The following is a 26,471-nucleotide window of genomic DNA, read 5'->3' as shown; positions in this document are numbered from 1 at the left end:
AATTTTAATGTTTTTTAAGCCCTTTTGCATCAAGGTTAAGCCTTATAGCTTCATTGTCGATTATCCCGATACCTGATTTTAAAATACCGTTTGCTATCTCGTGAGCCTCTTTTAACGAGTGTAGTTTATAGCTACCGCATTGATATTCGTTTAACTCCGGGATATCACTCTGGCTTAAAACATTTGTGATATCTTTCATAGAAGCTTCCCACGCGTCAATAACCTCTTGAGAGCTTGGCGAACCGATAAGGCTCATGTAAAACCCGGTCCTACATCCCATCGGCGAGATATCTATGATCTCTACTCCGTCGCGGTTTAAGTGTTCGCGCATAAAACCTGCAAAAAGATGTTCTAAAGTGTGGATCCCGCGTTCAGGGAGCATGCTTTCATTTGGCTTACAAAAACGTAAGTCAAAAACTGAAATTTCATCGCCTTTTGGTGTTTTCATCGTCTTTGCAAGACGAACTCCTGGCGCATTCATAATGGTATGATCAACGCAAAAACTATCAAGAAGTGGCATTTTTTCTCCTTATTTTAAAAAGCATTTAGTGTATCATAAAAATTTGAATTTTTGGCTAAAATCCTTATAGTTACATTTAACATAAAATAAAAAAGTAATATCGAATTTATTATAAATTTTTAATACTTTTTCGTTATAATCCAAACAAATTTTAAACTAGCGAAGAAAGGAAATAAATGTCTGTAAAACAAGAAAGACGTGATTTTATCGGTCTTGCGTTTGGTGCGGTAGCCGCTGTTGGCGGTGCATTTTCGCTTGTTGCCGTTAAGAAAACGTGGGATCCGCTCCCAAGCGTTAAAGCGGCCGGTTTTACGACTGTCGATCTTAGCCCAATGAAAGACGGTGAGATGAGGCAGGTTGAGTGGCGTAAAAAGCCTATTTTCATACTTAAAAAAGATGCGAGTATGAGCGCAAACGATGCTCGTGATGTCGTTGTGGGAGATAGCAGATATACCGTTGTTATAGGACTTTGCACACATCTTGGATGTATCCCTGAGTATAAAATGAGCAAACAAACATTTGTTTGTGCCTGTCATAGCGGTGAATTTAATGTTGACGGCATAAACACTTTTGGACCTCCTCCGCGCCCACTTGATATACCTCCATTTAAGATAGACGGCACCAAGCTAGTTCTTGGAGAAACAAGCCCTGAGTATGAAAAACTCGTAGGCAAAGCGTAAGGAGAGAATATGGCACAAATTCATAAATCAACAGGTGTTTTAGAGTGGTTTGAACAACGTCTGGCTGTTACCAAACTCATGAAGGTATTAGTTAGCGAGTATTGGATACCAAAAAACATCAACTTTCTTTGGGCGATGGGTGTTATCCTAACAACGCTTTTTGCACTTTTACTTATAACCGGCTTTTTACTATTAATGTATTACAAGCCTGATGTAAATTTAGCATTTGACAGTGTTAACTACACTATCATGCAAGAGGTTGAATACGGCTGGTTGTGGCGTCATATACACGCTGTTTCGGCTTCAGTTATCTTTCTTATCATGTATATCCACCTACTTACCGGACTTTACTACGGCTCATATAAAAAGGGCAGAGAGTTAATTTGGATAAGTGGCATGATACTATTTATCTGCTTTTCGGCAGAAGCCTTTAGCGGATACATGCTACCTTGGGGACAAATGAGCTACTGGGCAGCAACAGTTATCACACAGCTTTTCGGCGCCGTTCCTGTTATCGGAGATGCTTTAGTTGAGTGGATACGTGGTGACTATGCGGTAGGCGATGCGACACTTACTAGATTTTTCATGCTACACGTTTGTTTGTTGCCTTTGGTTACGATTTTAGTATTAGTAATCCACTTTTACTCATTAAGAATTCCTCACGTAAATAACGAAACTAGCGAAGAAATTGACTTTGACATAGAAGCAGAAGTTTACCTAAAAGGCGATAAAGCTAAGTCAAAAGTTATACCTTTTTGGCCGGGATTTTTAGCTAAGGACTTTATGTATGTGGCATTTTTCATGATATTTTTTATATATCTTGTTTGTTTCCATTACGGTTTTGCTATGGATCCGATCAACTTTGAGCCCGCAAACCCGCTAAAAACTCCTCCGCACATCTATCCTGAGTGGTATTTCTTGTGGCAATACGAAATTTTACGCGGTTTCTTCTTTGATATGTTTGGCATAACAGCTTCAAACATCGGACTTATATCATTTGCATTTGCAGGTGTTGCATTTATGCTTATACCTCTACTTGATAGAAGCGATGTTGTGGCTCCTGCTCATAAAAGACCGCTTTTTTTTGTATGGTTTTGGGTGCTTGTTATAGACCTTATAGCACTTTCTATCTTAGGTAAAGTCCCAACAGGTGGAATTATGGATTGGTTAGGATTTGGCTCATCCGCACTTTTCTTATTTTTATTTATCGTTGCGCTTCCTGCGATTACGATACTTGAAAGAAAAAGGGGGTAATTATGAAAGAGCTTAAAATTTTTGCCATAGTTGTTTTTCTATCTGGCGTTTTATACTGGGGTATTGAGCCTTATGCTCACTCAAAACTTCACCCTCATACGGCTGCGGCTGAATTTGACTACTCAAAAGAGGATGAGCTTCACGCCAAGAATGTCCTAGAGGTCAAAAAAGCTGCACTACAAAGCGCGAAAGAACTTAAAGATGAAGCTAAGATAAATGCCGCACAAGCAGATGTAGACAGTGCTCAAGCTTCGCTGGACGAGTATGTTGCATTTTGGAACGAGATAAAAGCTATCGACTTTAGTAAAGGTGACGCAACAAAAGGAGCTGATACGTTTTTGGCAGCAGGTTGTACCGGTTGCCACGGTATAGAGGCTGCGGGCATGCCTTCTGCTATGGATAATGCTACTGCAAGCGCTAGCTTTGGCGTTGTTCCGCCTGATCTTAGCACGGCAGGTTTTATATATGATGATATGTTCTTGGCTGCGGTTATAAAAAACCCTACACTAGCTGTAAAACTAGGTCATAAATTTAACGACGAAAATCCGTTTCCTATGTTACCGTTCTTTGGCGCAGGTGGCGACATGAATGAAGAGCTAGCCGATATGGTTGCTTACTTAAAATCAATAGCCAACAAATATGCCCAAGAGCACAATGGCATAAGCGATGAAAAGTTATTTGAGGACGCGTGCCAGCGTTGTCACGACAACAAATACGACAACAAATACACTCTATCAAATCGTATAGATCTAGCAACTTACATGGGTTCAAATCCGCCTGATCTATCTATGATGATAAGAGCTAAAAATTCAGACAACTACCTAACAAAGCTTATCAATGATCCGCAAAAAATGCTTGCTGGAACATCTATGCCACGTGTTGGCTTAAATGAAAAAGCAACCGAGCAGATCGTAAGCTATATGGAAAAAGTAGGCGATAGTAAAAAAGATGAGCGCTCAAGTGTGGGAATTTATACGATGGTATATTTCTTGATACTTAGTATATTTGCTTGGCTTTGGAAACGTAAAGTTTGGAGTGATCTTCATTAATATTAAAGGGTCATTACGACCCTTTAAATTTTAAAATTCTTTTATACAAATAGATTTTTATTATCTTGCTAAAGTATGAGGATTTTACGGCATGAAGCCGTAAAATTTTATGCAAATAGAGGTTTTATCTCATTAATCCAAGCAAGAATTCTCTCTTCGGTTTTCTCGCTTTCATTGTCCGCATCAAGCGCAAGACCGACAAATTTACCATTTCTCACGGCATCAGAGCCATCGAATGTGTATCCATCTGTACTTACTTCGCCAACAGCCTTAGCGCCTTTTTCCATGATGGCATCATAAAGTTTTGCCATACCGTTGCAATACTCATCAGAATAGCTCTCGCTATCACCCATGCCAAAAAATGCAACAGTTTTACCCTCTAAATTTAATCCACCAAAATCAAACGAATCCCAGTCGTCTTGCAAATCGCCACTACCCCATGTAGAAGTGCCTAGGATCAATTTATCATATCCGTTTAACTTCTGGGCGCTAGCATCGCAAACATTTAAAACTTCGTTATCAAGGCCCAAATTTTCACTTAAAAATTGAGCTGCCTCTTCAGTATTTCCCATACTGCTACCGTAAATTATACCTATCATTTTATTCCTTTGAAAAATTTTTATTGTTGACTTATACTACCACAAATTTGCAAATACTAATTATATATAAAATTTATAATTAATATTTTGAGAAACAATATCTTTATCATGATAAAAATCTTGTGATTCTAACATAACTAACCTAAAAAAATATATTATTATAAAATAAATTTCAATCCTTAAGATTTTTGCCTACTTAAACTCAAGTCTTCGTCGTTAAAAAGCCCATATCTTTTAAAAATTCCTCCAAATGCTACCGCCAAAAAGGCAGGGATTATAAAAGAAATTCCAAGCAAAACAGCCCAGTCAAAGCCTGATATGCCGACTTTTGTTCCATTTGCCACATCGGCTAGCCAACCAGTATATACTCCCATCTGTCCCACAAAAGCGCATGTTCCCATTCCTGAAGCGATGGCTGCCCCGTTCATTTGAAACCCTAATATCGCAGCGATCGCACCATTTATGGCTGAAACTATAATGATGGGTATCCAAATGATAGGCTTTTTAGCGATATTGCCCATTTGTAGCATACTTGTTCCTATGCTTTGAGCGATAAAGCCGCCAAAACCGTTTGCCTTATAACTCATCACTGCAAATCCAACCATCTGTGCGCAACAACCGGCAAGTGCCGCACCTCCGGCAAGCCCTGTAAGCCCAAACCCAGCACAAATAGCAGCCGAACTAATCGGCAAGGTAAGCGCCATTCCAATCACAGCCGCCACGATAGCGCCCATTAGTACCGGATAAAGTTCGGTCGATACCATTACGGCCTTACCGACAGACATGGCCACAGCACCTATAAACGGAGCTATCCACATAGCTAACACACAACCAAAAACAACCGTAACAACTGGAGTTAGTATGATATTTATACTATTTTTTATGCTTACTATCTTACCTACTTCACAAGCCGCTAGTGCCACTACATATACAGCAAGCGGTCCACCTGCGCCACCTAGTGTGTCGCTTGCGTATCCAACCGCACACAAAGAAAACATCACAAGAGCCGGTGCATTTAATGCGTATCCGATAGCAACCGCCATCGCAGCACCTTTTGAAGCTATGGCAAAATTTGCGATTTGAGTTAAAATTTCCACTCCAGCTTGCTTGCCGATAGTAGATAATATCGTACCGATAAGAAGTGAAGCAAATAAACCCTGCGCCATTGCCGACAGTGCGTCTATAGCGTATCTACGCCCAGAGATTACCACGTCTTTTTTAAGTAAAAATTCCTTAAATTTATCTTGCATTATATACCCCCAGAGTGTAATTTCTCCGTTTTACAAGAAAGTTGGTTAAAGAAAGGTTAAATAAATCACAAAAGATTAAATTTGCTTCTTACCTTGTAAATTTTTCTCATAAAAATTTAAAACAACTTATGACTTATCGTATATGGAACAAGTTTGAGCTTGCCGCTACATCTACAAGACTCGTGTCTAACCTCAACATGTTTTAAAAATTTACCATTTCTTGGAAATACTATAAACATCGCCTCAAGGTCGCTCTCGTTTAAAATGCGTGTTGCACGTAGAATTTCACTTTTTGCAGTATGGAAACTATCTTTTGAGATCTCTTTAAAACTAGGCATAACACCAAATATCTTCTTGCCCGAACACTCCGCGAAGATAACACCGTCTTTTAGATAAATTTGTTTATCGGGATGTTTTTTGCTGATCTTATCATAGACAAAGCCTGCAAACATATCATTTGCCTCAAAGCACAGTTCAAATTTACCGGAACTATACAACATCTTTATAAGCTTGGCTACATGACACACCGGCTCTTTTGCCATAAATTTCAACCTACTAAAATCCCTTTGCAAATAAGCATGTATCAGGGCATTTGAAACCAGGCAGAAATTTTTTACCTTGCAAATTTTTAAAGAATTTATCTTTAAAAGATCATCTATGTAGGCTCTAAAGATATCTTCTATCTTTAAAAATTTAGCGTATTTTAAAGGGATTTTTAGCTCATTTTTGACATTAGCATTATAAAGTGTTAAAAAGATTTTAGCCTTTTGAAATTTACTAAGCTTTGAAAAAATACTTGGAGTTATTTCTCCAATATCTAATAAATGCCCGAATTTCATCGATTATTCCGCTTTGCATCCAAATTCCTTATCTAGTCCAAAGACTTTACAATACTCGCAAAAGACGCAGCTAACACTTCTTTTGGCACAAACTATCGGGATGTTGCGCTTTTTGGCTTGAGTTTTTATGGTTTTCATCGTGTTGTGGTTTAAAAAGCTTGTTAGCATAACTACACACTCGGTATCTTGCGGGATCGGCTTGCGGTTCACGCGATTTTCATTTCTTGCATCCCAATGCTCAATCCTTTGCGCACCCAAATCCTTCAAAACAGCCTTTATCGGGGTGATTTCATCTGCTCCTATTACCAAAACCGACATATTAGACTCCTAAGATTTTATTTTTGATAGTGATTATTATAAACTATCTTTGCTAAATTCTTTCTTAGTTATGAGAGCTATTATCATTATGTCTAAATTTATAACTTATGTGGAGAAAAAGGGCGGAAATTTTTGCCTAATTAATCGCCAAATTTACCGCCTCATCTATATGTATAAATGTAGTATCAAAAAGTTTAATATCCGTGCTGTTTTGGTCAACCAAAAGCCCTATCTCAGTGCAACCAAGTATCACGCCTTTTGCACCTTGACTAGCCAAATTTGAGATGATATTTAAAAATTTATCACGCGATGTGGCTGAAATTTTACCAAAACAAAGCTCTTTAAATATAACTTCGTTTATAAATTTCATTTCATCCTCACTTGAAAGCAAAACTTCTACTCCGCCATCGCTCAACCTATCTTTATAAAACGTCTCTTTCATTGTATATATCGTGCCAAGAAGTCCTACTTTATCCACGCCATGCTCTTTTAAGGCCTTTAACGTAGCGTCAGCTATATGAACAACAGGTATTTTAACGCTAGATTGCACTCTCTCATAAACTTTATGCATGGTGTTTGTGCAAATGAGTATGAAATCAGCACCGCCAAGCTCTAAAACCCTAGCGTGACAAGAGAGAATTTCACCCGCATCATCCCATCTATTTTCATGCTGGCACAGCTCTATCTCTTCAAAATTTACACTACTTAACAGAATTTCAGCACTATTGAGCCCGCCAAGTCTTTCATTTACTTTGCGGTTTATTTCATTGTAATAGGTTATGGTTGATTCATAACTCATACCGCCAATCAGTCCGACCTTTTTCATAAAATTTCTCCTACTTAAAACAGTATCTTTTAAATAAATCTTAAAATACTGTATTATATTTTGGACATAAATTTAACATAAAAAGTTTAAAATATGGTAATTAATTTTATAAGAGAGAAATTTAGCCACCAAATGACGGCTAAATTTGAAGTTTTATTCGTTAGTTTAAGACTCTTCGCTAGTCTCGATCTCGTCGCTAAAGTCGGCTAGCGATAGACGTTTTAGCTGGCGGTAACGGCGCTTTGCATCTTCTTTATTTTTTGTTAGAAGCGCATCTGCGTGTTCTGGATTAGTTTTTTTAAGAGCGCTATATCTAACCTCATTTAACAAGAACTCTTCATAAAGTGACCAGTCAGGCTCTTTTGAGTTTAGTTTGAGCGGGTTTTTACCCTCTTTTGTTAGGCGCGGATCATAAACATATGTCGGCCAGTAACCACACTTAGTGGCTAGCTCAGCTTGGTTACCCGATAGCGACAAGCCGCCTTTTATGCCGTGAGCAATACAAGGCGAGTATGCGATAACAAGACTTGGACCATCATACGCCTCAGCTGCAAGGATAGCTTTTATTGTATTTGCTTGGCTTGCATTTGAGTTGATTTGAGCTACGAAGATATTTCCATAAGTCATCGCAATATAGCCAAGATCCTTTTTCTGCGCCGGTTTGCCTGAAGCCGTAAATTGCGCGATAGAGCCTGCGCGGCTTGATTTCGAGCTTTGACCGCCCGTGTTTGAATAGACCTCAGTATCAAGTACAAGCACGTTTACATTCTCACCGCTTGCTAGCACGTGATCTAATCCGCCAAAGCCGATATCATACGCCCAACCGTCTCCACCGATGATCCATTGAGATTTTTTGGTTAGATATTTTTTAAGGCTTAAAATTTCTTTCACACCTTCACTATCTGAATTTTGCTCTAAAATCGGCACTAAAATTTTAGTTATCTCAGCCGTTTTTGCGCTATCAGCTTTAAACTCAATCCAATCATTATAAAGTGCACTAAGTGCATTAGGCACGTTATCTTTCGTACGAAGCATGATGTCTTCTATGCGGTGGCGGATAGTCTCGACAGCCACATTCATACCCATACCAAACTCGGCGTTATCCTCAAATAGCGAGTTCGCCCACGCTACACCGTGGCCATCTTTATTTTTAGTATATGGAGTTGAAGGTGCACTACCGCCATAAATCGAGCTGCATCCGGTTGCATTTGCTACTATCATATGGTCACCAAATAATCTTGTAACAAGCCCGATATATGGAGTCTCGCCACATCCAGGACACGCTCCGTGGAACTCAAGTAGAGGCTGCGCGAAGCTTGAGCCTTTCACACTCTCTTTGCTCATCAAATCATCTTTATAGGTAACTTGCTTAAATAGATAGTCGGCATTTACCTGCTCATTCTTATCCATTTCCTCTTCAAGCGGCACCATTACAAGTGACTTCTCCTTGCTTGGACAGTTTTGCGCACAAAGCTCACAACCGGTACAGTCAAGCGGGCTAACTTGGATTTTGTATTTTAGTCCTTTAACCTCTTTACCTTTTGCATCTAGGACGTGATCTTTTAGACTTTGTGGAGCATTTGCTAATTCGTTATCATCTATGAGAAACGGTCGGATAACAGCGTGTGGGCAGACAAAGGCGCATTGGTTACATTGGATACAGTTTTCCTCTATCCATTTTGGCACCATCACACCCACACCACGCTTCTCATAAGCTGTCGTGCCAGACTCAAAGTGTCCGTCTTCGTAACCCAAAAACGCCGATACAGGCAGGCTATCACCACGCGCCGCATTTATCGGTTTAACAACCTTTTCGATAAAGTCATTACCAACGTAAGCGTCGGTATTTTTGCTCTCATCTTTTAAATTTGACCAGCTTGGATCGATTTCAACCTTCACAAGCCCGTCCGCACCAACGTCGATAGCCTTGTAGTTCATCTCGACTATCGCTTCGCCTTTTTTGATATAGGCTTTGTAGGCGTACTCTTTCATATATTTTTGCGCCTGATCAAACGGAATAATCTCGGCAAGTTTGAAGAAAGCTGACTGCATAATGGTATTCGTGCGGTTTTTAAGCCCGATGTCATGAGCCAATTTAGTTGCGTTTATGATGTAAAAATTTACCTTTTTATCGGCTAGGATTTTTTTCACTCTATTTGGTATCTTTGCAACGGTTTCATCGGCATCCCAAATTGAGTTTAGCAAGAATGTGCCATTCTCACGGATGCCGTCGATCACATCGTAAATTTCAAGATACGCTGCAACAGAACATGCCACGAAGTGTGGGTTAGATACAAGATAGGTTGAGCGGATAGGTTTTTTGCCAAATCTTAAATGGCTTCTAGTGTAGCCACCTGATTTCTTGCTGTCATAGGCAAAATACGCCTGTGCGTAAAGATCGGTTTTATCGCCGATAATTTTAATCGAGTTTTTATTCGCACCTACTGTGCCGTCTGCGCCAAGTCCGTAGAATAGACACTCTTTAACACTATCGTCGCTTAGTGAAATTTTCTCTCCAACTTCAAGCGAAGTAAATGTAACATCATCAACGATACCCACAGTAAAGCCATTTTTAGGCTCGCTTAAATTTAAATTCTCATATATGGCGATAAGTTGTGCGGGATCAACGTCTTTTGAGCTTAGTCCGTAACGACCGCCCACGATAACAGGCTGATTTGGCTGTCCGTAAAATGCCGCTTTTATATCAAGATATAGTGGTTCGCCAAGGCTTCCTGGTTCTTTTGTCCTATCAAGTACGGCGATCTTTTTAACTGTTTTTGGCATAACGTCAAATAGATATTTTAGACTAAACGGGCGGTAGAGATGGACGTTTATCATACCGACTTTTTCACCTTTTGCGCGTAGATGATCGATGACCTCTTCAAGCGCTTGAGTAACAGAACCCATAGCGATCACAATACGCTCTGCCTCTGGGTCGCCGTAGTAGTTAAACGGCTTATAGTTGCGTCCTGTGATCTTTGAAATTTCTTTTAAATAATCCGCTACGATGTCAGGCACCGCGTCATAGAAGCGATTTGCAAGCTCGCGAGTCTGGAAGTAGATGTCGTCATTTTGAGCCGTTCCGCGAGTTTTTGGACTTTCTGGGTTTAGTGACTCGTCTCTAAATTTTTGCAAAGCTTCTTTATCAAGAAGTCTATCAAAGTGAGCGTAATCCATCACTTCAATCTTTTGTATCTCATGGCTTGTTCTAAAGCCATCAAAAAAGTGCAAAAACGGCACTCTACCCTTAATCGCCGCGAGGTGTGCAACACCAGCTATATCCATAACCTCTTGCACTGAGCCAGATGCAAGCATCGCAAAGCCCGTTTGGCGACAGGCATAGATATCTTGATGATCACCAAAGATCGAAAGCGCCTGTGCCGCCAATGAACGCGCACTTACATGTATAACACCAGGGAGTAGTTGTCCTGCGATCTTATACATATTTGGAATTTTTAAAAGCAAGCCTTGAGAAGCTGTGTATGTTGTAGTAAGCGCTCCAACTTGAAGTGAGCCGTGCACCGTGCCTGCCGCGCCGCCCTCGCTTTGCATCTCAACCACCTTAACAGGCATACCAAAGAGATTTTTTTTGCCCGCAGCAGCCCAAGCGTCCGTATAGTCAGCCATAGGCGAACTAGGCGTGATAGGATAAATTCCGGCAACTTCCGTAAATGCGTAAGAAGCGTAAGCTGCAGCCTCGTTTCCATCCATGGTTTTCATAATTTTACTCATATATTCACCTTAATCATTAATTATCAAAATTCTAATATTATATGATTAAAATACAAAATATATAATTAATTTGGATTAAAGTTTATAAAATTTAAGTTTGTTTTGGGTCATTTTAAAAAAGATCGTGCGTATAAAAATTTATTTTTGTCTATAAATTTGATAGAAATTTGACCGCTTCAAATGAATTTTTAAAGATATTTTGCGTCTGTTTTTCCAACTGCTCTTTATTTTGATATCCGCATAGCACGCCAAGAGGATTGATATCAGCGCCTTTAGCAGATAGCATATCCATGATCGTATCACCTACCATGAAGCTGTTTTTTCTATCTTCATCACTAGTTTTATCAAGTCTAGTTAAAGCTAAATTTATAGGTTCTGGGTCAGGCTTAGGATGAGTTACATCATCTCTCCCAACTACTGTTTTTATAAATTTCATTACACCTAAATTTTCAAGTATATTTATGGAGTACTTAGTTGTTTTTGTAGTTACTATGCCAACATTAGCATTTTTGCTGGCTAGTTCCAGGGCCTCTTTTGCGAATTCTAAAAGAGTGGTTTGTTCTAAATAAATTTGCCTGTAACGATCTTTGTATATGTCTATATAATCTTGCACCGCCTTCTCGGCAACACCAAGTCTTGCAAAGATAATGTCCAGCGGATAGCCAACAAGTGCTTTTATAGCTTCATCGCTTGGAGTTGGTTTTCTTTGCGTCGTAAAAGCAGTGCGAAAGCCATCAAGTATGGCAGGAGTAGAGTCGATTAGCGTGCCGTCAAGGTCAAATAAAACAGTTTTTTTCAAATTTTGATCTTTTAAAAGAGAGATAGAGTCTTGTTTCCAAGACTCTAATATTTAGTTACTTGTTGAAAGTAGCTTCAACGCGTCTATTTTGAGCGCGACCCTCTTTTGTGCCGTTGTCAGCTATTGGTCTTAACTCACCATAACCTAGAGTTGAAATTTTATCTGCGCTTACGCCATAACCCTCAAGAGTTTTAGCAACTGCATTAGCTCTTTTTTCAGATAATTTTTGGTTGTAAGCTTCTTTTCCTACGCTATCAGTGTGACCTGCAAGAACTACTTTGTAGTCAGGGTTTTCAGCCATAAAGTCAGCCACTTTTTTGATCTCTGCTGCATAAGTTGGGCTAACAGTATAGCTATCAAAAGCAAAGTTTACGCCAAGATCGCGAAGAACGATAACTTTTTCACAACCTGTCTCGTCAACAACTACACCTGCAGGAGTGTTAGGGCATTTATCAACATCATTTAAAACGCCATCGTTGTCATCATCAAGTGAAACAGGAGCGGCAGGAGCCATAGCAGGAGCGGCAGCTACTACTGGTGCTACATTTTTAGCGTCAAGACCTATACCAAAGCCAAGTGTGTAGAATAAATTGTGATCAGCATGCTCAAATTTGATAGCATCACGAACTTCTGCTTTAAGAGCAAATACATCTGTTACTTGGTATCTTAAGCCTAATCCGTATTGACCAAAACCGCCATCTTCGTTATCAACAAATTTGCTAGATAGATCTTCGTATCCTAAGCCAACAAGACCATAAAGACCAAAGTTATCTGTAAAATCAAAAATGTCTTTTACAAGATTTGCAGTATATCTAGTAGCATGACCTGTTCTAGTAACACCTTTTACAGTTTCTTTTAGTCTATGAGTATAGTCAACTCCTAGCTCGAATTGATCAAAGAATAGACCCTCAAGGTTTCTAGCAGCTTTGATACCTACATTAACTTGATCATTTTTATAGCCCAAGTTACCTTCTGAATGAACTCCGCCAATAGTAGGAGTAACCTCGTAGTTGTATGCTGAGTTTGACGCAAAAAGCGCTGTCGCAGCAACCATAGCTAAAGCAATCTTTTTCATATAGAATTCCTTTCCTGAATAAATTTTCTCTATGTTCTAAAGATGTTATATTGTAGCAAAAAAAGCATAAATTCTATGTAAATCTAAATAAAACGCTCAAAATAGATAGTTTTAATACATATAAATTTTTGCATATTTGTAAAAGAAAAGAGTAAAAATAAAAAGAGCGGATCTCGGAGATAAATTCCGAAATCCAAAAAGAGTGACCGATTGGTATTATGTATAAACAATCGATCCGTAAACAAATATTAACGTTTTGAGAATTGCGGGCTACGTCTAGCTTTTCTACGTCCGAATTTCTTTCTCTCAACTGTTCTTGAGTCACGAGTAAGAAGTCCTTTTGGTTTTAAAAGAGCTCTAAAATCAGCATCCATTGCAGCTAGAGCACGTGAAATTCCGTGTCTTAAAGCTTCCGCTTGAGCCGAGTATCCGCCACCTAAAGTGTCGGCTTTAACATCTATTAAAGTCTCTTGTTTGGTTACAAGAAGTGGCTGAATAACTTTTAACTTGATAGCCTCATGGCCACCTAACCAAGCGTTAAGATCCATTCCGTTTACTATGATTTTTCCGCTACCAGCTTTTACCCATACCTTAGCAATCGCTGTTTTTCTTTTTCCTGTTGCATAAACTGTTGCCATTATTATTTTCCTTCTTTAGCGATTTGTGCAGTATGAGGATGTTCGCTTCCTTCATACACTTTTAATTTTTTAATCATCTCTTTGCCAAGTTTTGTCTTTGGAAGCATACCGCGAACGGCTAACTTGTAAAGCTTAACAGGGTTATTTACTAATAAATCACCAAATTTTTCGCTTTTAACGCTACCGAAATATCCTGAATGTCTGTGATATAGCTTTTGCTCAGCCTTGTTTGCACCTGTAAATTCAGCTTTTGAAGCGTTTATGATGATAACATAATCACCGCAATCAACGTTTGGAGTATAGCTTGGTTTATGTTTGCCGCGAAGTAGTGTCGCAACTTCGGTTAGTAATCTACCGAAACGTTTGCCGGTCGCATCAAGTACGATCCAGTCGCGTTTTACTTCATTTGGCTTTGTTATTTTTGTCATTTTCTTACCTTTGCCAATAAATTAAAACGTGATTCTATTTAAAAATAACTTATAAATAGCTTAATTTAAGTATATTTTAAATTTCTAAAATATCGATTTTATCATTTAAAAGATAAACCAGCATGCCCCTAACAGGTTTGCTAGGATAAATTTCACTTAGGATCTGTATATATTCTTGCACTTGCGAGATATTTTTTTCTACACTAAATTTAGAACTTTTATAGTCGATAATCAAAATTTCATTGGCCTTAAAACACAGTAAATCTATCTGTTTTAGCTCATCTTTATAGCTTAATGCTTGCTCTTTTTTTAGCTCGCCGTCAAGGATAGCGCTTTTAAATTTTTCATTTTTAATTAGCATTAACGCTCTATTTTTAATATCTTTTAAGTCATCTTCGCTTAAAAATTTACTAAATTTATTTCTCATTAAAATATCGGCTTTATCTATACTATCTTCGTTAAATTTAGCACTCATTTCTAGTAAAAAGTGAAGCGCTAAACCAAAATAAATAGCATGTAAATTTTTCTCGTCATCATCTGTTTTAGCCTGCGTTTTCTCTTTTGCAACACTTAAAAGCTCTATTTTTTTCACAATCTTATCTTCGCTTGAAATTTGCTTGCTTTTTATTTTTATCTTGCCGATCTCTTGGACTGGTATATCAAGATAACAAACCTCTTTAGAATTTGAGGTGTAAGCACCAAAATAGCTTGGATTTGTGCCATTTGCACCGATTTTCTTAATAATAACAAGCGAGCTTTTCGCTCTTGTCATGGCAACATAAAGCTTATTTATCTCCTCCTCTTCCTCAAGTTCATTTGAGTAGAGTTTTATCTTGGCATACTCCTCATCAAGGTATTCGCGATTTTTAAGCTTTAGCATTATCTCATAGCCGTTTTTAACGTCGTATTCGCAGATGAAATTTCCACTCTCACTTCTACCTTTGCCGGTTTTATCGCAAAGCACTACGTGTTCAAATTCAAGCCCTTTTGACTTATGAACGGTCATTACCCGAACGCCGTTTGTACTATTTTGCGCACTTAAAGCATCTGAATTTTCAAATTCAAAGATAAAATTTATCAAATTTTTGGATTTTGCGCTTAGATGAATTAGCTTTAAAATGTCTAAATTTTGCATGTTTATGGCTGATTTTTTAGCTAGGTAGATGAGGCTTTGCTGAGCAGTTTTACTAAAATCAACCGTCAGTTTGATTAAATTTTTACCCAAAAAGCTTTCAGCACCGTAACGATAAATTTCATCACCAAAAAGGCAAAATTTGACGTAGTTTATAAAAGCAAAAACAAGAGGGGAATTTTTAAGCAACATTGCGCCTTCGTCTTTTGAGGCGATACCTTTTTGCTCTAAAGCCTCACAAATACTTCTGATATCGTCATTTTTCCAACAAAGCACCGTTATATCTTCACTCTTTGCGCCACTTTTTAAAAGCGCTTCTACTTCGCTCACGCAAGTATCTTGGATCTCATCGCTTTGCACGACCTTGATATACCCGTCTTCACTACTATGTGGGATTTGCGCGGTATAGTTTTGGATCTTATCTTTAAATGTTTCATTTATAAACTCAACCAAATTTTTAGCACTGCGGTAGTTTGTGTTAAGTTTTTCCTCTTTTACCTGAGAAAAATCACTTAAAATTTTACCAAAAAGTTCTTTTTTACCACCTCTAAATCGATAAATGCTTTGTTTTACATCTCCTACGTAAAAAAAGCTTCCAAGCCCGTTTTGTCCGTATCCAGCGACGATTTCGGAGATGAGCGGGTAGATGATCTCATACTGCATAACGTTTGTGTCTTGAAATTCATCTATCAAAAGATGAGTTATGCGTTCATCAAGTCTAAAATAAAGCATGTCTTTATCGAAATTAAAATTTAAAAGCCTGTGAGTGAGCTTGGTGATGTCGGTAAACGTTAGCATATTTAGCTTTGCGTTAGCCTGCAAGAGCGCCTCTTTGTAAGCACCTAAAAAGCCGTTTAGCTCGATAAGCTTGAAATTTTCAAGATGAGCGGCATGTCTTTTTAGGGCCTCTTTTAAACTCACAAATTTCTCGTCCATAGCCTCATCGTAAATTTTAGAGTAGACTTGATACTTTAAACTCTCTCTTGATAAAAAAGACTTTTCATATATCTCTTCGACGCTGTTTACGCTAAAGGATTTTATTGCAGTTTGACTACCTCCCCTTTTTACGGCGATCTCTTTTAGTTCAGACATTATATCAAGGGCTTCATTTTGTGCGTTAAAATCAACGAAACCGCTTGTCTTTACGCTGTCAAAATTCTCATAAAACATATGAAGCGTTTCAAAGAAATTTGTTTGAGATTTTGATGACAGCACGATATAGATAGCTAACGAAGTTAGTAAATTTTCATTTTTAGCAACATTTTTTATAAATTGAGCTTGTGCTAAATTTGACATCTCGCTTTTGGTTTCAAAGTCAGGACTCAGTCCCAAATTTAGACTAAAACTACGAAGTATCATGCCAAAAAAGGCATCAAATGTCGTGATCTTTAAGTTGCTTTGTAAAAACTCATCGCTAACAAGATCTCGACGAGATAAAACCTCGTCTTTGCTCATCTCAAGCATATCGCAAAGAACCGATAGCTCGGCACTTTTTTCGTCTTTGTGTAAATTTAAAAATGTCGAAACGATACGTTCGCTCATCTCGCTGGCAGCTTTTTTGGTAAAGGTAAGGGCGGTTATGCTTTTAGCGCTTGCACCACTTAATAAAAGCGCGATATAGCGCACGCTAAGCGCAAATGTTTTACCGCTACCGGCACTTGCTTGAAGTGCTAAAAACGGCTCTATCATGATGTTTGCCCCAGACAAAATGTCTTGTAAGCGCAGTATGTGCAAGAAGAGCCGATATTTTGCTCAAAACTTGCCTCTTTTACAAAATACTCTTTTGCTTTATCAAGCGCCTCTTTAAGTTGTGGGATTTCAGCCGTTTTGCTTGGATCTAGCGACATTTTTTCTTTTAAGTCATAAAAATATGCCTGTGAGTTTTCACCAAGCAAAGCCTGGTAAAACGCAAGCTGAAGAGTATCTTTGGGAACCGCTCCGGTCTTATAATCTATCACACAAAACTCACTTTTTCCAAGCACATCTTTTTTATCTATACGATCTATACGACCATAAATTTTAACACCTTCATAAACTGCTCTTTTCTCGCACTCAAGCTCGCTTATCTCCCAGCCTTGCAGAGCTCTTTCTTTCTCATTTTGCTCGAAAATTTTAAATTTTTGCTCGGTGATTTTGTATTCAAGTGGATTAAGCCCTTTGTCCGAGATAAATTTCATAAACTCTTGCAGCTTAAATTCTTTAAATTCCAAGTAATACTTAAAGAGTGCGTCGTGTATGATCTTACCGTATTTACTATGACTTTTTAACTCTAAATTTTTGCCCTCGTTTAGATGTAAAATGTATTTATAGTAGTATTTTCTAGCGCAACTTAAAAATGTATCAAGCCTTGAAAACGACAGCTCGTCTGCAAAAAAGTCATGCCCGACTTGAAGTTTGATCGGCTCAAATTTAGCTATGCGTCCGAGAGGAAACAGTCCTAAATAATCATCATTTGCAAAGCTAGTATCATAAACGCAGTCAAATTCACTAAGAAATCTCGAAGCTATTTTACTCTCGTTTACAACGTAGCTAATCGCAACTTTTTTAGCGCCGCTAATTAAACTTTCATAATAAAATCTTTGCAAATTTTCACGTTCATAATAGCTTATAAGCCCTGCTTTTTCACGGACTTTTGAGCTTAAAAACATCTCATTCACGCTTCTTTTTGGCACGATGTCATCGTTAAAATCAACAATTATTACTCCGTCAAAATTAAGACCGCGACTCTCCAAAATACCAATCGCCCTAACCTCGCCTCCATGTGCTTCATCTATGCTTTTGGCCTTTAGCCTCATGAGCAAAATTTCTACCAGCTCGGCAAATTTTAACGCTTCGTCTTTTGTTAAATTTGAGATAAAAAACATCTCTTCACTTAAAATTTTATCAACATCTTTGTTTGGATAAAGCGATGAGATCTCAAAGATAATCTCGTTAAAAATTTCAAATTTAACGCTTAAAGGGTATAAATTTTTAAACTTTTCAAACAACACTTTGTTGATGTTAGAAAAATTTAAAAATGTCTCTATCTCGCCAATATCATCTCGCTCTTTTAAAAAATTCTCAGATAAATTTAAAGCCAAATTCTCCTTTACCGCCTCATTTAATGCACTTAAAACCGCATAAAACTGCGAATACTCAAACGGCAAACCCATGGCATAGCTAAGCATGTTTTTATCATCAAAAGCTCTTAAAGTCTGTGCAAAACTTTCATCTGGAAGTATCACGGCAATATTTTGTGGCAAAATCCCATCTTTCATAAACGTCGAAATTTTTTCAAAAACAAATGCAGCCTGCAAACTTTCATGCTCAAAAGCTCTTGTTAAAACAAGCTTGTTTTGTTTTGTTTTGCCAAGATTTACTATCTCTAGCGTGCTTAAATTTAGTTCAAATTTATGATATAGCTCAAATTCACTCGGCTCTTTAGCGCAGATGTTTGCTATACGCAAAATGAGCTTTTGGTTATATTTTGATGTTTGAAATCTTATCTTTAGCGTCGTGAGTTTGGAACATTTTTGTAAAATTTCCCAGTCTACTTCACTTAAAATTCCAGAAACTTCACATATGATCTCGTCATACGACTTGATAAAATCACCATTCATCTCATAAATATCACAAAAAGTGATCTCGTCATAAAGGGAGTTTTTAACCAAAATTTCTTTATAATTTTTAGCCACCTCTTCAAGAATTTGCAAATGCTCCTCATAGCTGGCATAAATATCGCTAAATTTAATATCAGATATGGTTTTTTTCTGGCTTGCAAGCTCTTTGTAAAACGAAAAAAGATAGTCGTTGTTTTTTAAAAACGCAAAAAATTCAGTAGGTATGTTTAGTTTTTTTTGTGCCCTCTCACTCATCTTACAAGCTTCGCGCATGATAAGTAAAAGCTTCGTGCTATCAGCCTGCACTCTGTTTTTAACAAAGGTAGCACAACGCTCAAATTCATCTATCGTGTATGCTTTTGGTATGAGTGAATCTTGAAATTTTAAGTTAAAATCACGGATCTGACGAAGGCTTGTAAAGACGTAAAGTGTGTTCATTTTCCTACAAAAAATTCAAATTTATAAAACGCAGTTGTGTTTAAATCGCTAATCTTGGCCATAAGTTGCCAGCGACCTTGCACTGGGAATTTTACATCTTGAGTGCTTAAAATACCGTTATGATAAGTTGCGTTAAGATTGATATTTTGCTTGTTAGTATCCGGTCTGGTTAGCAAAAGATCGTATTTAAGCTGTGGAATTTGCGCTGTTTTTGGAGTAAGTATTATATTTAGCGGCTCGGCACGCGACATACTTTTGTTTGTATCGTTAAAACTAACGTCAAATTTGGCTTTAAATTCCTTTTGTGATGCCAGTATTTCATTGATATTGCTATTTATATTTTGATGTCTTTCAAAGTAGTAATTATCCATCTCAACGGGATAATCAAGCGATATAATAATCGTCGCCGTGCACGCTATAACGCAGCCTATGATACTTAAAACTATCGCATAAGGCCAAAATGTCTTTTTGCTTTTATCCACGTTTTGCTCTCTTTCTATAAATGATAAATACCACAACAAACGCCATCGAGCCATAAACAAGGAGGCGTATGAAATTTAGAGTAGTTTTGTTTGCATTGCCTATGCTGTTTTCAAGCGTTATGTTTTGTGAAGCTGCGATACCTTCGGCTATATCGGCATATCCGTTAAGCAAAGCGGCATTAAAAATATCTTTACCGTTTTTTGAAGTCAGGATAGGAAGTATGGTGCCACGCTCGGGATACGGACTTAAAATTCTCTCCTTATCAAAAAGCTTTAAAGTCTCTTCATCGGCATAAATTTCAACCTTGTGTTCGTTTTTACCAAGTATCAAAACAGCGTAAGGGGGCTTTAAATTTAAGCTCCTAAACTCATCATAAATTCCTCTTTCGCCAAAGGTTTCATAAGCCGCCAAAAAAAGCGAAACTCCACTTTTTTGTTTGAGTTCCGTGCCGATAATTTCTATCTTTTGAACAACCATATCGCTTAAAATTTGATCATTTTTGATAACAAAATTTTGAGCAAATAAAGAAATTTGCATAAACAAAAGGGCGCATAAAACGCCCTGTAAATTTAAGATTTTCATCCTACGAAAAGATGGTTAGCAGTTAAAACCGACCATGCGCAAATCGCGCCGGCAACGATAGTTAAAACTATGATCGCCTTTTCTAATATGCCTGACATAACTACTCCTTTATAACCATATGTTTTGCGTTATCGACGCTTTTCATTTGTATCTGGCTCGGATTTTCAAGCTTATATGGCTTATTTGCAACATCTTGCTGAGCCAAGATACCAAAATAGGTCAAAACACCCACAATCGAAAGCAACAAAACAACCGCTATAAGCATACCCGTGATACCGCTTAGCGCAAATACCGATCTATTAGTGTTTTCCATTATTTACCCCTTGAAAGCGAGAGTATGTATTCGCCGACAGCTTTTTGTTGAATTTCATTAAGCCTACTGTCGTCAAATTTAGGCATCTCGCCGATATCGCCTTTTTTGCCTTTGTTTAAAACCTCGACCACAAATTCGCTTGTTCCGTATTTAGTAAGGTCAGGGAAGACTCCATCCATGCCTTTGCCGTCATCGCCGTGACAAGCCGCACAAGAAACATAAAGCTCTTTACCTTGGGCTACTAAATTTTCATTTTTGCTGGACTTGATACCTGAAATTTCTTTAGCAACATAGGCCGCGATAGCCTTTGAATTAGCTTCGTCTCCGCCAAGACCTGCAGGCATATCTCCGCCAGGATAGCCAAGACCTTTAGAGCCTTTAACTATAGCTTCGTAAATTCCCTCTTCGCTTCCCCAAACGCTAAGATCAGCTGCCTTGCCCGAGATACCGTCGCCCGTGATACCGTGACATGCGGAGCATTGAACAAGATAAATTCCACTGCCCATATCTTTTAATGTGTTTGTATCAAGGTTTGCATGCTCTTGCTTAAATTTCTCATTTAGGGTTTTTACCTCTTGGTTGTATTCGCCGATTTGTGAATACGAATTTAACGGATAACCCGCTAAAAAATACCATATCGCCCAAACTAAAGTAAGCACAAACATAACCGCCCAGCCGATAGGAACGGGGTTTTTATACTCACCGATACCGTCCCACACATGCTCGCTAAGCTCAGCGTTTGCGTCCTTTTCCTCTCGCATTTGTTTTATGTATTTACCTGCTACAAAAACAGTTAATACAATTATCGCTAACGCACCGATGAGCGATAATAAATTTATATTATCTTCTAGATTAAACCACTCCATCTAAGTCCCCTTTTACTCTTGTTTTTTCTCTAAAACATTACTGCTAGGATCATCGTCTAAAGCTAAATTCGAGTATTTTTCATAGTTTCTTCTGCCAGTTTTTTCTGATTTATACAAATGGTAACAATACCCGTATAAAATCAACACCAAAAAAACCGTAAAGAAGAAAAAGCCGTAAGCCTGTAACTCTCTAATAGTTTGCATATCCATAGCATAAGCCTTTTTATTTTAAACTATTTAGGTAGGCTATAAGAGCAACTATTTCACGAATTTCGCCGTTTGCAAAAGCTTTTTTGATCTCTTCATCTCTCATTTGATCAACTATCATGCCAGCTTCAGCTAAAACATCTTTTTGCGTCTCTTCCCAACTACCTAGTTTTGGCATATCAGGCATATTATAAGGTGCATTAAATACCTTTTGAACAGTTAGCGCCTCTGCATAAGCAGTTTTTATATCGGCTGCTTTTTTAAACATATGCGTATATGCAGGCATTATAGAGCCTGGTACAACAGACGTTGGATCTTTCATGTGATTTTCATGCCAGTCGCTTGTTCTGTAGTTACCAACCCTCCAAAGGTCAGGACCTGTTCTTTTTGAACCCCAAAGGTGTGGACGATCATAAGCGTATTCGCCACTTATAGAATACATACCGTATCTGTCAGTTTCGCTTTTAAACGGACGAATCATTTGCGTATGACAAGTATTACAGCCATCTTGCATGTAGATATTTTTACCGGCAAGTTGTAAAACCGTATAAGGTTTTGCGGTATCTAACGGTCTTGCACGATTTGCAAAGTCAGGTAAAATTTCTACTATACCGGCATAAGCGATAACGATAAAAACACCGACTGCAAAGAAGAATGGATTTTTCTCTAACCAACTAAACATTTGACACCTCCACGTTTAAGCGTCCGCCCATCGGAGATGCGTTCTTAGGCTCTGCCGATATAGTCGGTGCCGACATTGATTTATAAATATTATAAGCAAACATGAAAAAGCCTATCAGATACAAAAGACCGCCGATGGCTCTTATCCAGTAGTATGGTATAAGCACGACAACAGTATCGATAAACGAGTAAAGAAGGTTGCCGTATTGATCAGTTGCTCTCCACATCATACCTTGAGTAATACCTGCTATCCACATTGATGCGAAATAAAGCACGATACCGGTTGTTTGTATCCAAAATTGTGCTTCCATGATAGACTTTGAGTAAATTTCACGTTTGAAAAATCTCGGCGTCATGTGATACATAGCAGCCATTATCATAAAGCCTATCCAGCCAAGTGCGCCGTCATGAACGTGCCCAGGTATCCAGTCAGTGTAGTGAGCTAGGGCATTTACAGACTTGATAGAAAGGATCGGACCTTCAAGCGTCGAGAACATGTAAAATGTCGAAGCTAGGATCATAAATTTAATTAGAGGATTTTCACGAAGTTGAACCCACTCGCCTTTCATTGTTAAAAGAATGTTTATCGCAGAACCCCAAGACGGAAGTATAAGAACGACCGAGAAGATCGAGCCCATCGTCTGCATCCAGTCAGGCACTGTTGTATAAATAAGATGGTGTCCACCCGCCCAAAGATAGATAAACATAAGTCCCCAGAAAGAAAATAGCGATAATTTATACGAAAATATCGGCTGACCGCTCTCTTTTGGCAAGAAGTAATAAATTTGAGCAATAATGGCAACAGTAAAGATAAACGCAACAGCATTGTGTCCATACCACCATTGAACTAAAGCATCGTTTGATCCGGCATACATAGAAACAGAGTGCAACCATGAGCCGTGTCCTGAAATAAGACGTGTAGGAACTTCCATGTTGTTAAACAGATAGAGCATGGCAACGCCCAAAAATGTTGCTATATAATACCAGATAGATATATAAAGCGTCTTCTCGCGGCGAATTCCTATAAGGCCAAATATACTAATCCCCCACAAAACCCAAACCAAAACAACGCCTATATCTAGCGGCCATTCAAGTTCGGCATACTCTTTTGCTGTGCTAACGCCTGCCCAAAGCGAAACGACGGCAGCGGCAATAAGTATCATGTAAAGCCAAAAATGAAGTTTACCTATAAACATCAAAAATGGCGACTCGCTCATCGAAACTTTCAAAACGCGCTGTCCGATATAATACCACGTTGAAAAAATTCCGGAAAGTAAAAAACCAAAGACTACGCCATTTGTATGAAGCGGTCTTAGTCTGCCGAAAGTCGAGTATTCTCCGGCGATATAGTTCAGATCCGGATATGCCATTTGAAACGCTATTATAACGCCAATTAACATACCCACTATACCGAAAAGTATCGTGGAAAACATGAAAAGTTTAGCTACGGTATAGTCATAGCTCAACATTTGACCTGGTCGCATTAAATGCCTCCTTGTTAATTTTATATTAATGAATAATATAATAAACGTTATTTTAAAATATTATTTATATGAAAAAACTTAAATGCTACAATTTTATTTATATTAAAGCTAAATTATAAATTTACGTCTATTTTATATCCAAGACCAGGTATATTTTTAACAAAATCATTTCCCACTTTATCTCTTACGCGTTTAACAAATGTTCTAATCGCGGCTTCAGAAACACTCTCTCCAACCCAAACTACGTTTTTGATCTCGTCGTGTAACACAAGTGCACCAAGGCGTTTTATCAGCAACGAAATAAATGCCAACTCTTTTTTTGTAAGCGGAATTTCAACTCCGTCTTTTATCAAAACTCTCTTGGTTTTGTTAAATGTGTAACCTTTTGCAACTTCGATAATGTTTGTAGTTTCTATCTTGCTTTTTGCTACATGCTCAAGAGTGGTTAAAAACTCGTCCATATCGATAGGCTTCATGATGTATTTATCCACGCCGACATCTATAGCCTTAAGAAGTCTCTCTTTTTCACTATAAGCACTAAGCACGACTACCGGCGTATCTTTTGAAATTTCTTTTATATGCATTGCCATTTCAAGTCCATCGCTAATAGGCATAGCAATATCGGTTACAACAATGTCGGGATTATACTTTTTAAATTTTTTAAGTCCCTCGTCGCCGTTTTGTGCGGTTATAACATTGGCAAATTCGCCCGTCATAACATCTTGCATGAGCTTTCTAACTTCGTTTTCATCCTCAACTATCAAGATCATTAAATTTTCTAAAATTTTACTCATCAAATTCTCCTTGTATTGGTAATCTCACTATAAAACAGGCTCCACTTGCGGTGTTTTCCGCTGTTATCTCGCCATTTGCTCTATCTATTATAAGTTTTGACATATAAAGACCTATGCCGGTACCACTAGAGGAATGCTTAGTGGTGAAATAAGGCTCAAAGATCTTGTCCTTAACATGCTCGTCTATCCCGCCTGCATTGTCTGAAATTTTTAAAACACCAAAATTTTCTTCAAGTAAAACCTCGACCGTTATTGTCTTATCTTCAACCTTTCTTTCTATCAAAGCATCTTTTGCGTTGTTTAATAAATTTATCACAACCTGATCAAGCTGTCTTTTATGTCCGTAAATTTCAACATCGTTTATGATATTTAACTTAAGAGCTATCTCTTCTCTTTCTATCGCACCTTGGAGCATAAAGATAGAGTCATGCACCGAAGATGAGATGTGAAATTTCTTAGCTTCTTTATCTACAGCAAAAAAACCTCTAAAGTCTTCTATCGTATTTGACATATTTTTTATGATATTTTTACATCGCCTGTATGAATTTTCAAATTCTTCATCACTGTTGTTTGCGGTTTTTTTCATTTTAAACAACGCGATACTAAGTTCATTTAAAGGCTGTCGCCACTGGTGAGCTATGTTTGCTATCATCTCTCCCATGCTGGCAAATCTTGACTGGATGACTAAAAGCTTTGTTTGCTCTTCATTTTTAGCGACTTCAGACTTTATAATGTCTTGCAAATTTTCATTTAAAGCTCTTAACTCGGCAGTCTTCTTTCTTGCGCGCTCTTCAAGTTCTGAATTTAAAATTTCAAGCTCGTCTTGCGTCTTTAAAAGTTGCTCATTTAACTCGATAACCTTTGTGACGTCATGCCGGATCGCTAGAAATTCCTCTATATCACCCTTTAAATTTAATATAGGGATGATAGTCGTGTTTAGATATACGACCTTACCGCTTTTAGTTAAATTTTTAGCTATGGTTTTATAGACTTTTTTATCAAGTATCGTGCTCCAAAGTCGCCTAAAACTCTCTTTTGGCACATCAGGATGACGAACGATGTTGTGATTTTTGCCGATAAGCTCTTCACGAGTGTATTCACTAATCTTGCAAAATTCATCATTTACAAAAGTAATAATACCATTTATGTCGGTTTTTGAGACGATATTGCTCTCTTCAACAGCATTTTGATACTGCTTAAACCTAGCCTTTACATTATCCATTATTTGCCATATATCCTAAAAAAGTGAGATAAATTCCATTTAAAATTACGATTATAAGTGATATTTTAAACATTATTTGCTTAAAAGTTTCATTAATGAGATTAAAAAATGTAACAAACCCCACCATAACAGGAAGTGTAGACAAACCAAAAAGTAGCATTATAAGAGCACCATTAACTACAGAAGATGATGCGATCGCCATTGCAGCAAAATAATAAACCACTCCACAAGGAAGCAAACCGTTTAAAAAACCGAGTGCGACAAAATTTAAAATTCCATGTTTTTTGCTAAGTTTAAAAGCATTTTTGGTTACGAATTTAGATATTTTATCGTTTTCTATAAATTTTAATAAATCCCCCCTTACCCAAAGCGCAACGCCTATAAAAACAAGAAAAAATCCTATCATAAAAAACAAAAATGCACGCGAAGTTCCGCTTATAACAAAGATCCCGCCAAATGCTCCAAAAACAGTACCGATGAGAACATAGGCAAAAATTCTAGCTAAGTGGTATAAAGTAGTAAAAAAGAGTGTTTGTTTTTGTGTTTTGTCTTTTAAAAAAAAGGCTTGCAAACCCAAAAAGCCACCACACATGCCTATGCAGTGGCTAAAACTGCTTAAAAAAGCAACGCTTACTATACTTACAACAGTGGCAAAATCCATCT

The 26,471-nt window shown here is 37.9% G+C and carries 26 protein-coding genes; 3 read left to right on the top strand and 23 right to left on the bottom strand.

All coding sequences use genetic code 11. The annotated features are described in order from the left end of the window. Positions 1–4: 4 nt before the first annotated feature. The gene (gene luxS, locus CCAL_RS01190; RefSeq protein ID WP_169937575.1) at positions 5–520 is read right to left on the bottom strand and encodes an S-ribosylhomocysteine lyase; all 516 of its coding nucleotides are present in this window, start codon (positions 518–520) and stop codon (positions 5–7) included. Positions 521–696: 176 nt separating this feature from the next. On the opposite strand from luxS, the gene petA reads away from it, so the two are divergent. Genes petA through CCAL_RS01175 form a run of 3 tightly spaced genes read left to right on the top strand, consistent with a single transcriptional unit; the run spans position 697 to position 3,503 of the window. Next, on the top strand, positions 697–1,200 hold the full coding sequence (gene petA / locus CCAL_RS01185) for a ubiquinol-cytochrome c reductase iron-sulfur subunit (RefSeq protein WP_169937576.1): 504 nt from the start codon (positions 697–699) through the stop codon (positions 1,198–1,200). Between the two features lie 9 nt (positions 1,201–1,209). Next, positions 1,210–2,454: a cytochrome b gene (locus CCAL_RS01180; RefSeq protein WP_170015196.1), complete on the top strand. Its 1,245-nt coding sequence runs from the start codon at positions 1,210–1,212 to the stop codon at positions 2,452–2,454. 2 nt (positions 2,455–2,456) lie between these two features. Further along, the gene (locus CCAL_RS01175; RefSeq protein WP_170015198.1) at positions 2,457–3,503 is read left to right on the top strand and encodes a c-type cytochrome; all 1,047 of its coding nucleotides are present in this window, start codon (positions 2,457–2,459) and stop codon (positions 3,501–3,503) included. A gap of 107 nt (positions 3,504–3,610) precedes the next feature. On the opposite strand, the gene fldA is transcribed toward CCAL_RS01175, so the two are convergent. The 22 genes from fldA to CCAL_RS01065 all read right to left on the bottom strand — a co-directional run bounded on the left by fldA (position 3,611) and on the right by CCAL_RS01065 (position 26,469). Further along, complete coding sequence (fldA, locus tag CCAL_RS01170; protein WP_169971918.1) at positions 3,611–4,102, bottom strand: flavodoxin FldA; 492 nt, start codon at positions 4,100–4,102, stop codon at positions 3,611–3,613. Between the two features lie 179 nt (positions 4,103–4,281). Then, on the bottom strand, positions 4,282–5,352 hold the full coding sequence (locus CCAL_RS01165; protein ID WP_169937584.1) for a PTS transporter subunit IIC: 1,071 nt from the start codon (positions 5,350–5,352) through the stop codon (positions 4,282–4,284). Positions 5,353–5,468: 116 nt separating this feature from the next. After that, positions 5,469–6,191: a hypothetical protein gene (locus CCAL_RS01160; RefSeq protein ID WP_169937586.1), complete on the bottom strand. Its 723-nt coding sequence runs from the start codon at positions 6,189–6,191 to the stop codon at positions 5,469–5,471. Between the two features lie 3 nt (positions 6,192–6,194). Then, positions 6,195–6,509, bottom strand: coding sequence for a DUF2325 domain-containing protein (locus CCAL_RS01155; protein ID WP_169937588.1), 315 nt, complete (start codon positions 6,507–6,509; stop codon positions 6,195–6,197). Between the two features lie 136 nt (positions 6,510–6,645). Next, positions 6,646–7,335: an aspartate/glutamate racemase family protein gene (locus tag CCAL_RS01150; protein WP_170015200.1), complete on the bottom strand. Its 690-nt coding sequence runs from the start codon at positions 7,333–7,335 to the stop codon at positions 6,646–6,648. A 165-nt stretch (positions 7,336–7,500) separates the two neighbouring features. Next, a complete protein-coding gene (gene nifJ / locus CCAL_RS01145; protein ID WP_170015202.1) occupies positions 7,501–11,067 on the bottom strand; it encodes a pyruvate:ferredoxin (flavodoxin) oxidoreductase in 3,567 nt (1,188 codons plus the stop codon). 148 nt (positions 11,068–11,215) lie between these two features. Then, positions 11,216–11,866 (bottom strand): HAD family hydrolase, encoded by a 651-nt coding sequence (locus CCAL_RS01140; protein ID WP_170015204.1) that lies wholly within the window; start codon positions 11,864–11,866, stop codon positions 11,216–11,218. A 55-nt stretch (positions 11,867–11,921) separates the two neighbouring features. Next, positions 11,922–12,941, bottom strand: coding sequence for an OmpA family protein (locus CCAL_RS01135; RefSeq protein ID WP_170015206.1), 1,020 nt, complete (start codon positions 12,939–12,941; stop codon positions 11,922–11,924). A 248-nt stretch (positions 12,942–13,189) separates the two neighbouring features. Next, entirely contained in the window at positions 13,190–13,579 is a 390-nt protein-coding gene (gene rpsI, locus CCAL_RS01130; protein WP_169937598.1) for a 30S ribosomal protein S9, read from the bottom strand. Between the two features lie 2 nt (positions 13,580–13,581). Beyond that, a complete protein-coding gene (gene rplM, locus CCAL_RS01125; RefSeq protein WP_169937600.1) occupies positions 13,582–14,007 on the bottom strand; it encodes a 50S ribosomal protein L13 in 426 nt (141 codons plus the stop codon). A gap of 76 nt (positions 14,008–14,083) precedes the next feature. Then, the gene (locus CCAL_RS01120) at positions 14,084–16,873 is read right to left on the bottom strand and encodes a RecB-like helicase (protein WP_170015208.1); all 2,790 of its coding nucleotides are present in this window, start codon (positions 16,871–16,873) and stop codon (positions 14,084–14,086) included. Further along, positions 16,825–19,176, bottom strand: coding sequence for a RecB family exonuclease (locus CCAL_RS01115; protein ID WP_170015210.1), 2,352 nt, complete (start codon positions 19,174–19,176; stop codon positions 16,825–16,827). Before CCAL_RS01115 ends, CCAL_RS01120 begins: the two co-directional genes overlap by 49 nt. Further along, positions 19,173–19,694, bottom strand: a complete 522-nt coding sequence (locus CCAL_RS01110; protein WP_169971928.1) for a FixH family protein — start codon at positions 19,692–19,694, stop codon at positions 19,173–19,175. The genes CCAL_RS01115 and CCAL_RS01110 overlap by 4 nt, the downstream gene beginning before the upstream one ends. Continuing rightward, positions 19,651–20,196 carry a hypothetical protein gene (locus CCAL_RS01105; RefSeq protein ID WP_169937608.1) on the bottom strand — a complete coding sequence of 182 codons (546 nt, stop codon included), beginning with the start codon at positions 20,194–20,196 and terminating at the stop codon, positions 19,651–19,653. The genes CCAL_RS01110 and CCAL_RS01105 overlap by 44 nt, the downstream gene beginning before the upstream one ends. A gap of 145 nt (positions 20,197–20,341) precedes the next feature. Then, positions 20,342–20,554 (bottom strand): DUF4006 family protein, encoded by a 213-nt coding sequence (locus CCAL_RS01100; RefSeq protein WP_169971930.1) that lies wholly within the window; start codon positions 20,552–20,554, stop codon positions 20,342–20,344. Further along, positions 20,554–21,420 (bottom strand): cbb3-type cytochrome c oxidase N-terminal domain-containing protein, encoded by an 867-nt coding sequence (locus tag CCAL_RS01095; protein WP_169937611.1) that lies wholly within the window; start codon positions 21,418–21,420, stop codon positions 20,554–20,556. The genes CCAL_RS01100 and CCAL_RS01095 overlap by 1 nt, the downstream gene beginning before the upstream one ends. A 12-nt stretch (positions 21,421–21,432) precedes the next feature. Further along, positions 21,433–21,630, bottom strand: a complete 198-nt coding sequence (locus CCAL_RS01090) for a cytochrome c oxidase, cbb3-type, CcoQ subunit (protein ID WP_169937613.1) — start codon at positions 21,628–21,630, stop codon at positions 21,433–21,435. A gap of 13 nt (positions 21,631–21,643) precedes the next feature. Next, positions 21,644–22,309, bottom strand: coding sequence for a cytochrome-c oxidase, cbb3-type subunit II (gene ccoO / locus CCAL_RS01085; protein WP_169971932.1), 666 nt, complete (start codon positions 22,307–22,309; stop codon positions 21,644–21,646). Next, entirely contained in the window at positions 22,302–23,792 is a 1,491-nt protein-coding gene (gene ccoN, locus CCAL_RS01080; RefSeq protein WP_169937617.1) for a cytochrome-c oxidase, cbb3-type subunit I, read from the bottom strand. The genes ccoO and ccoN overlap by 8 nt, the downstream gene beginning before the upstream one ends. Positions 23,793–23,905: 113 nt before the next feature. Continuing rightward, on the bottom strand, positions 23,906–24,586 hold the full coding sequence (locus CCAL_RS01075) for a response regulator transcription factor (RefSeq protein ID WP_169937619.1): 681 nt from the start codon (positions 24,584–24,586) through the stop codon (positions 23,906–23,908). Further along, positions 24,579–25,808, bottom strand: coding sequence for a PAS domain-containing sensor histidine kinase (locus tag CCAL_RS01070; RefSeq protein WP_170015212.1), 1,230 nt, complete (start codon positions 25,806–25,808; stop codon positions 24,579–24,581). Before CCAL_RS01070 ends, CCAL_RS01075 begins: the two co-directional genes overlap by 8 nt. After that, complete coding sequence (locus CCAL_RS01065; RefSeq protein ID WP_170015214.1) at positions 25,801–26,469, bottom strand: sulfite exporter TauE/SafE family protein; 669 nt, start codon at positions 26,467–26,469, stop codon at positions 25,801–25,803. Before CCAL_RS01065 ends, CCAL_RS01070 begins: the two co-directional genes overlap by 8 nt. Positions 26,470–26,471: the final 2 nt, after the last annotated feature.

This window comes from Campylobacter sp. RM6914 (assembly GCF_004803835.1).
In the GTDB taxonomy this organism is placed as follows: domain Bacteria; phylum Campylobacterota; class Campylobacteria; order Campylobacterales; family Campylobacteraceae; genus Campylobacter_A; species Campylobacter_A californiensis.
Note: the sequence above shows the minus strand (reverse complement) of the source record. Positions and strands in the feature narration are given on the sequence as shown.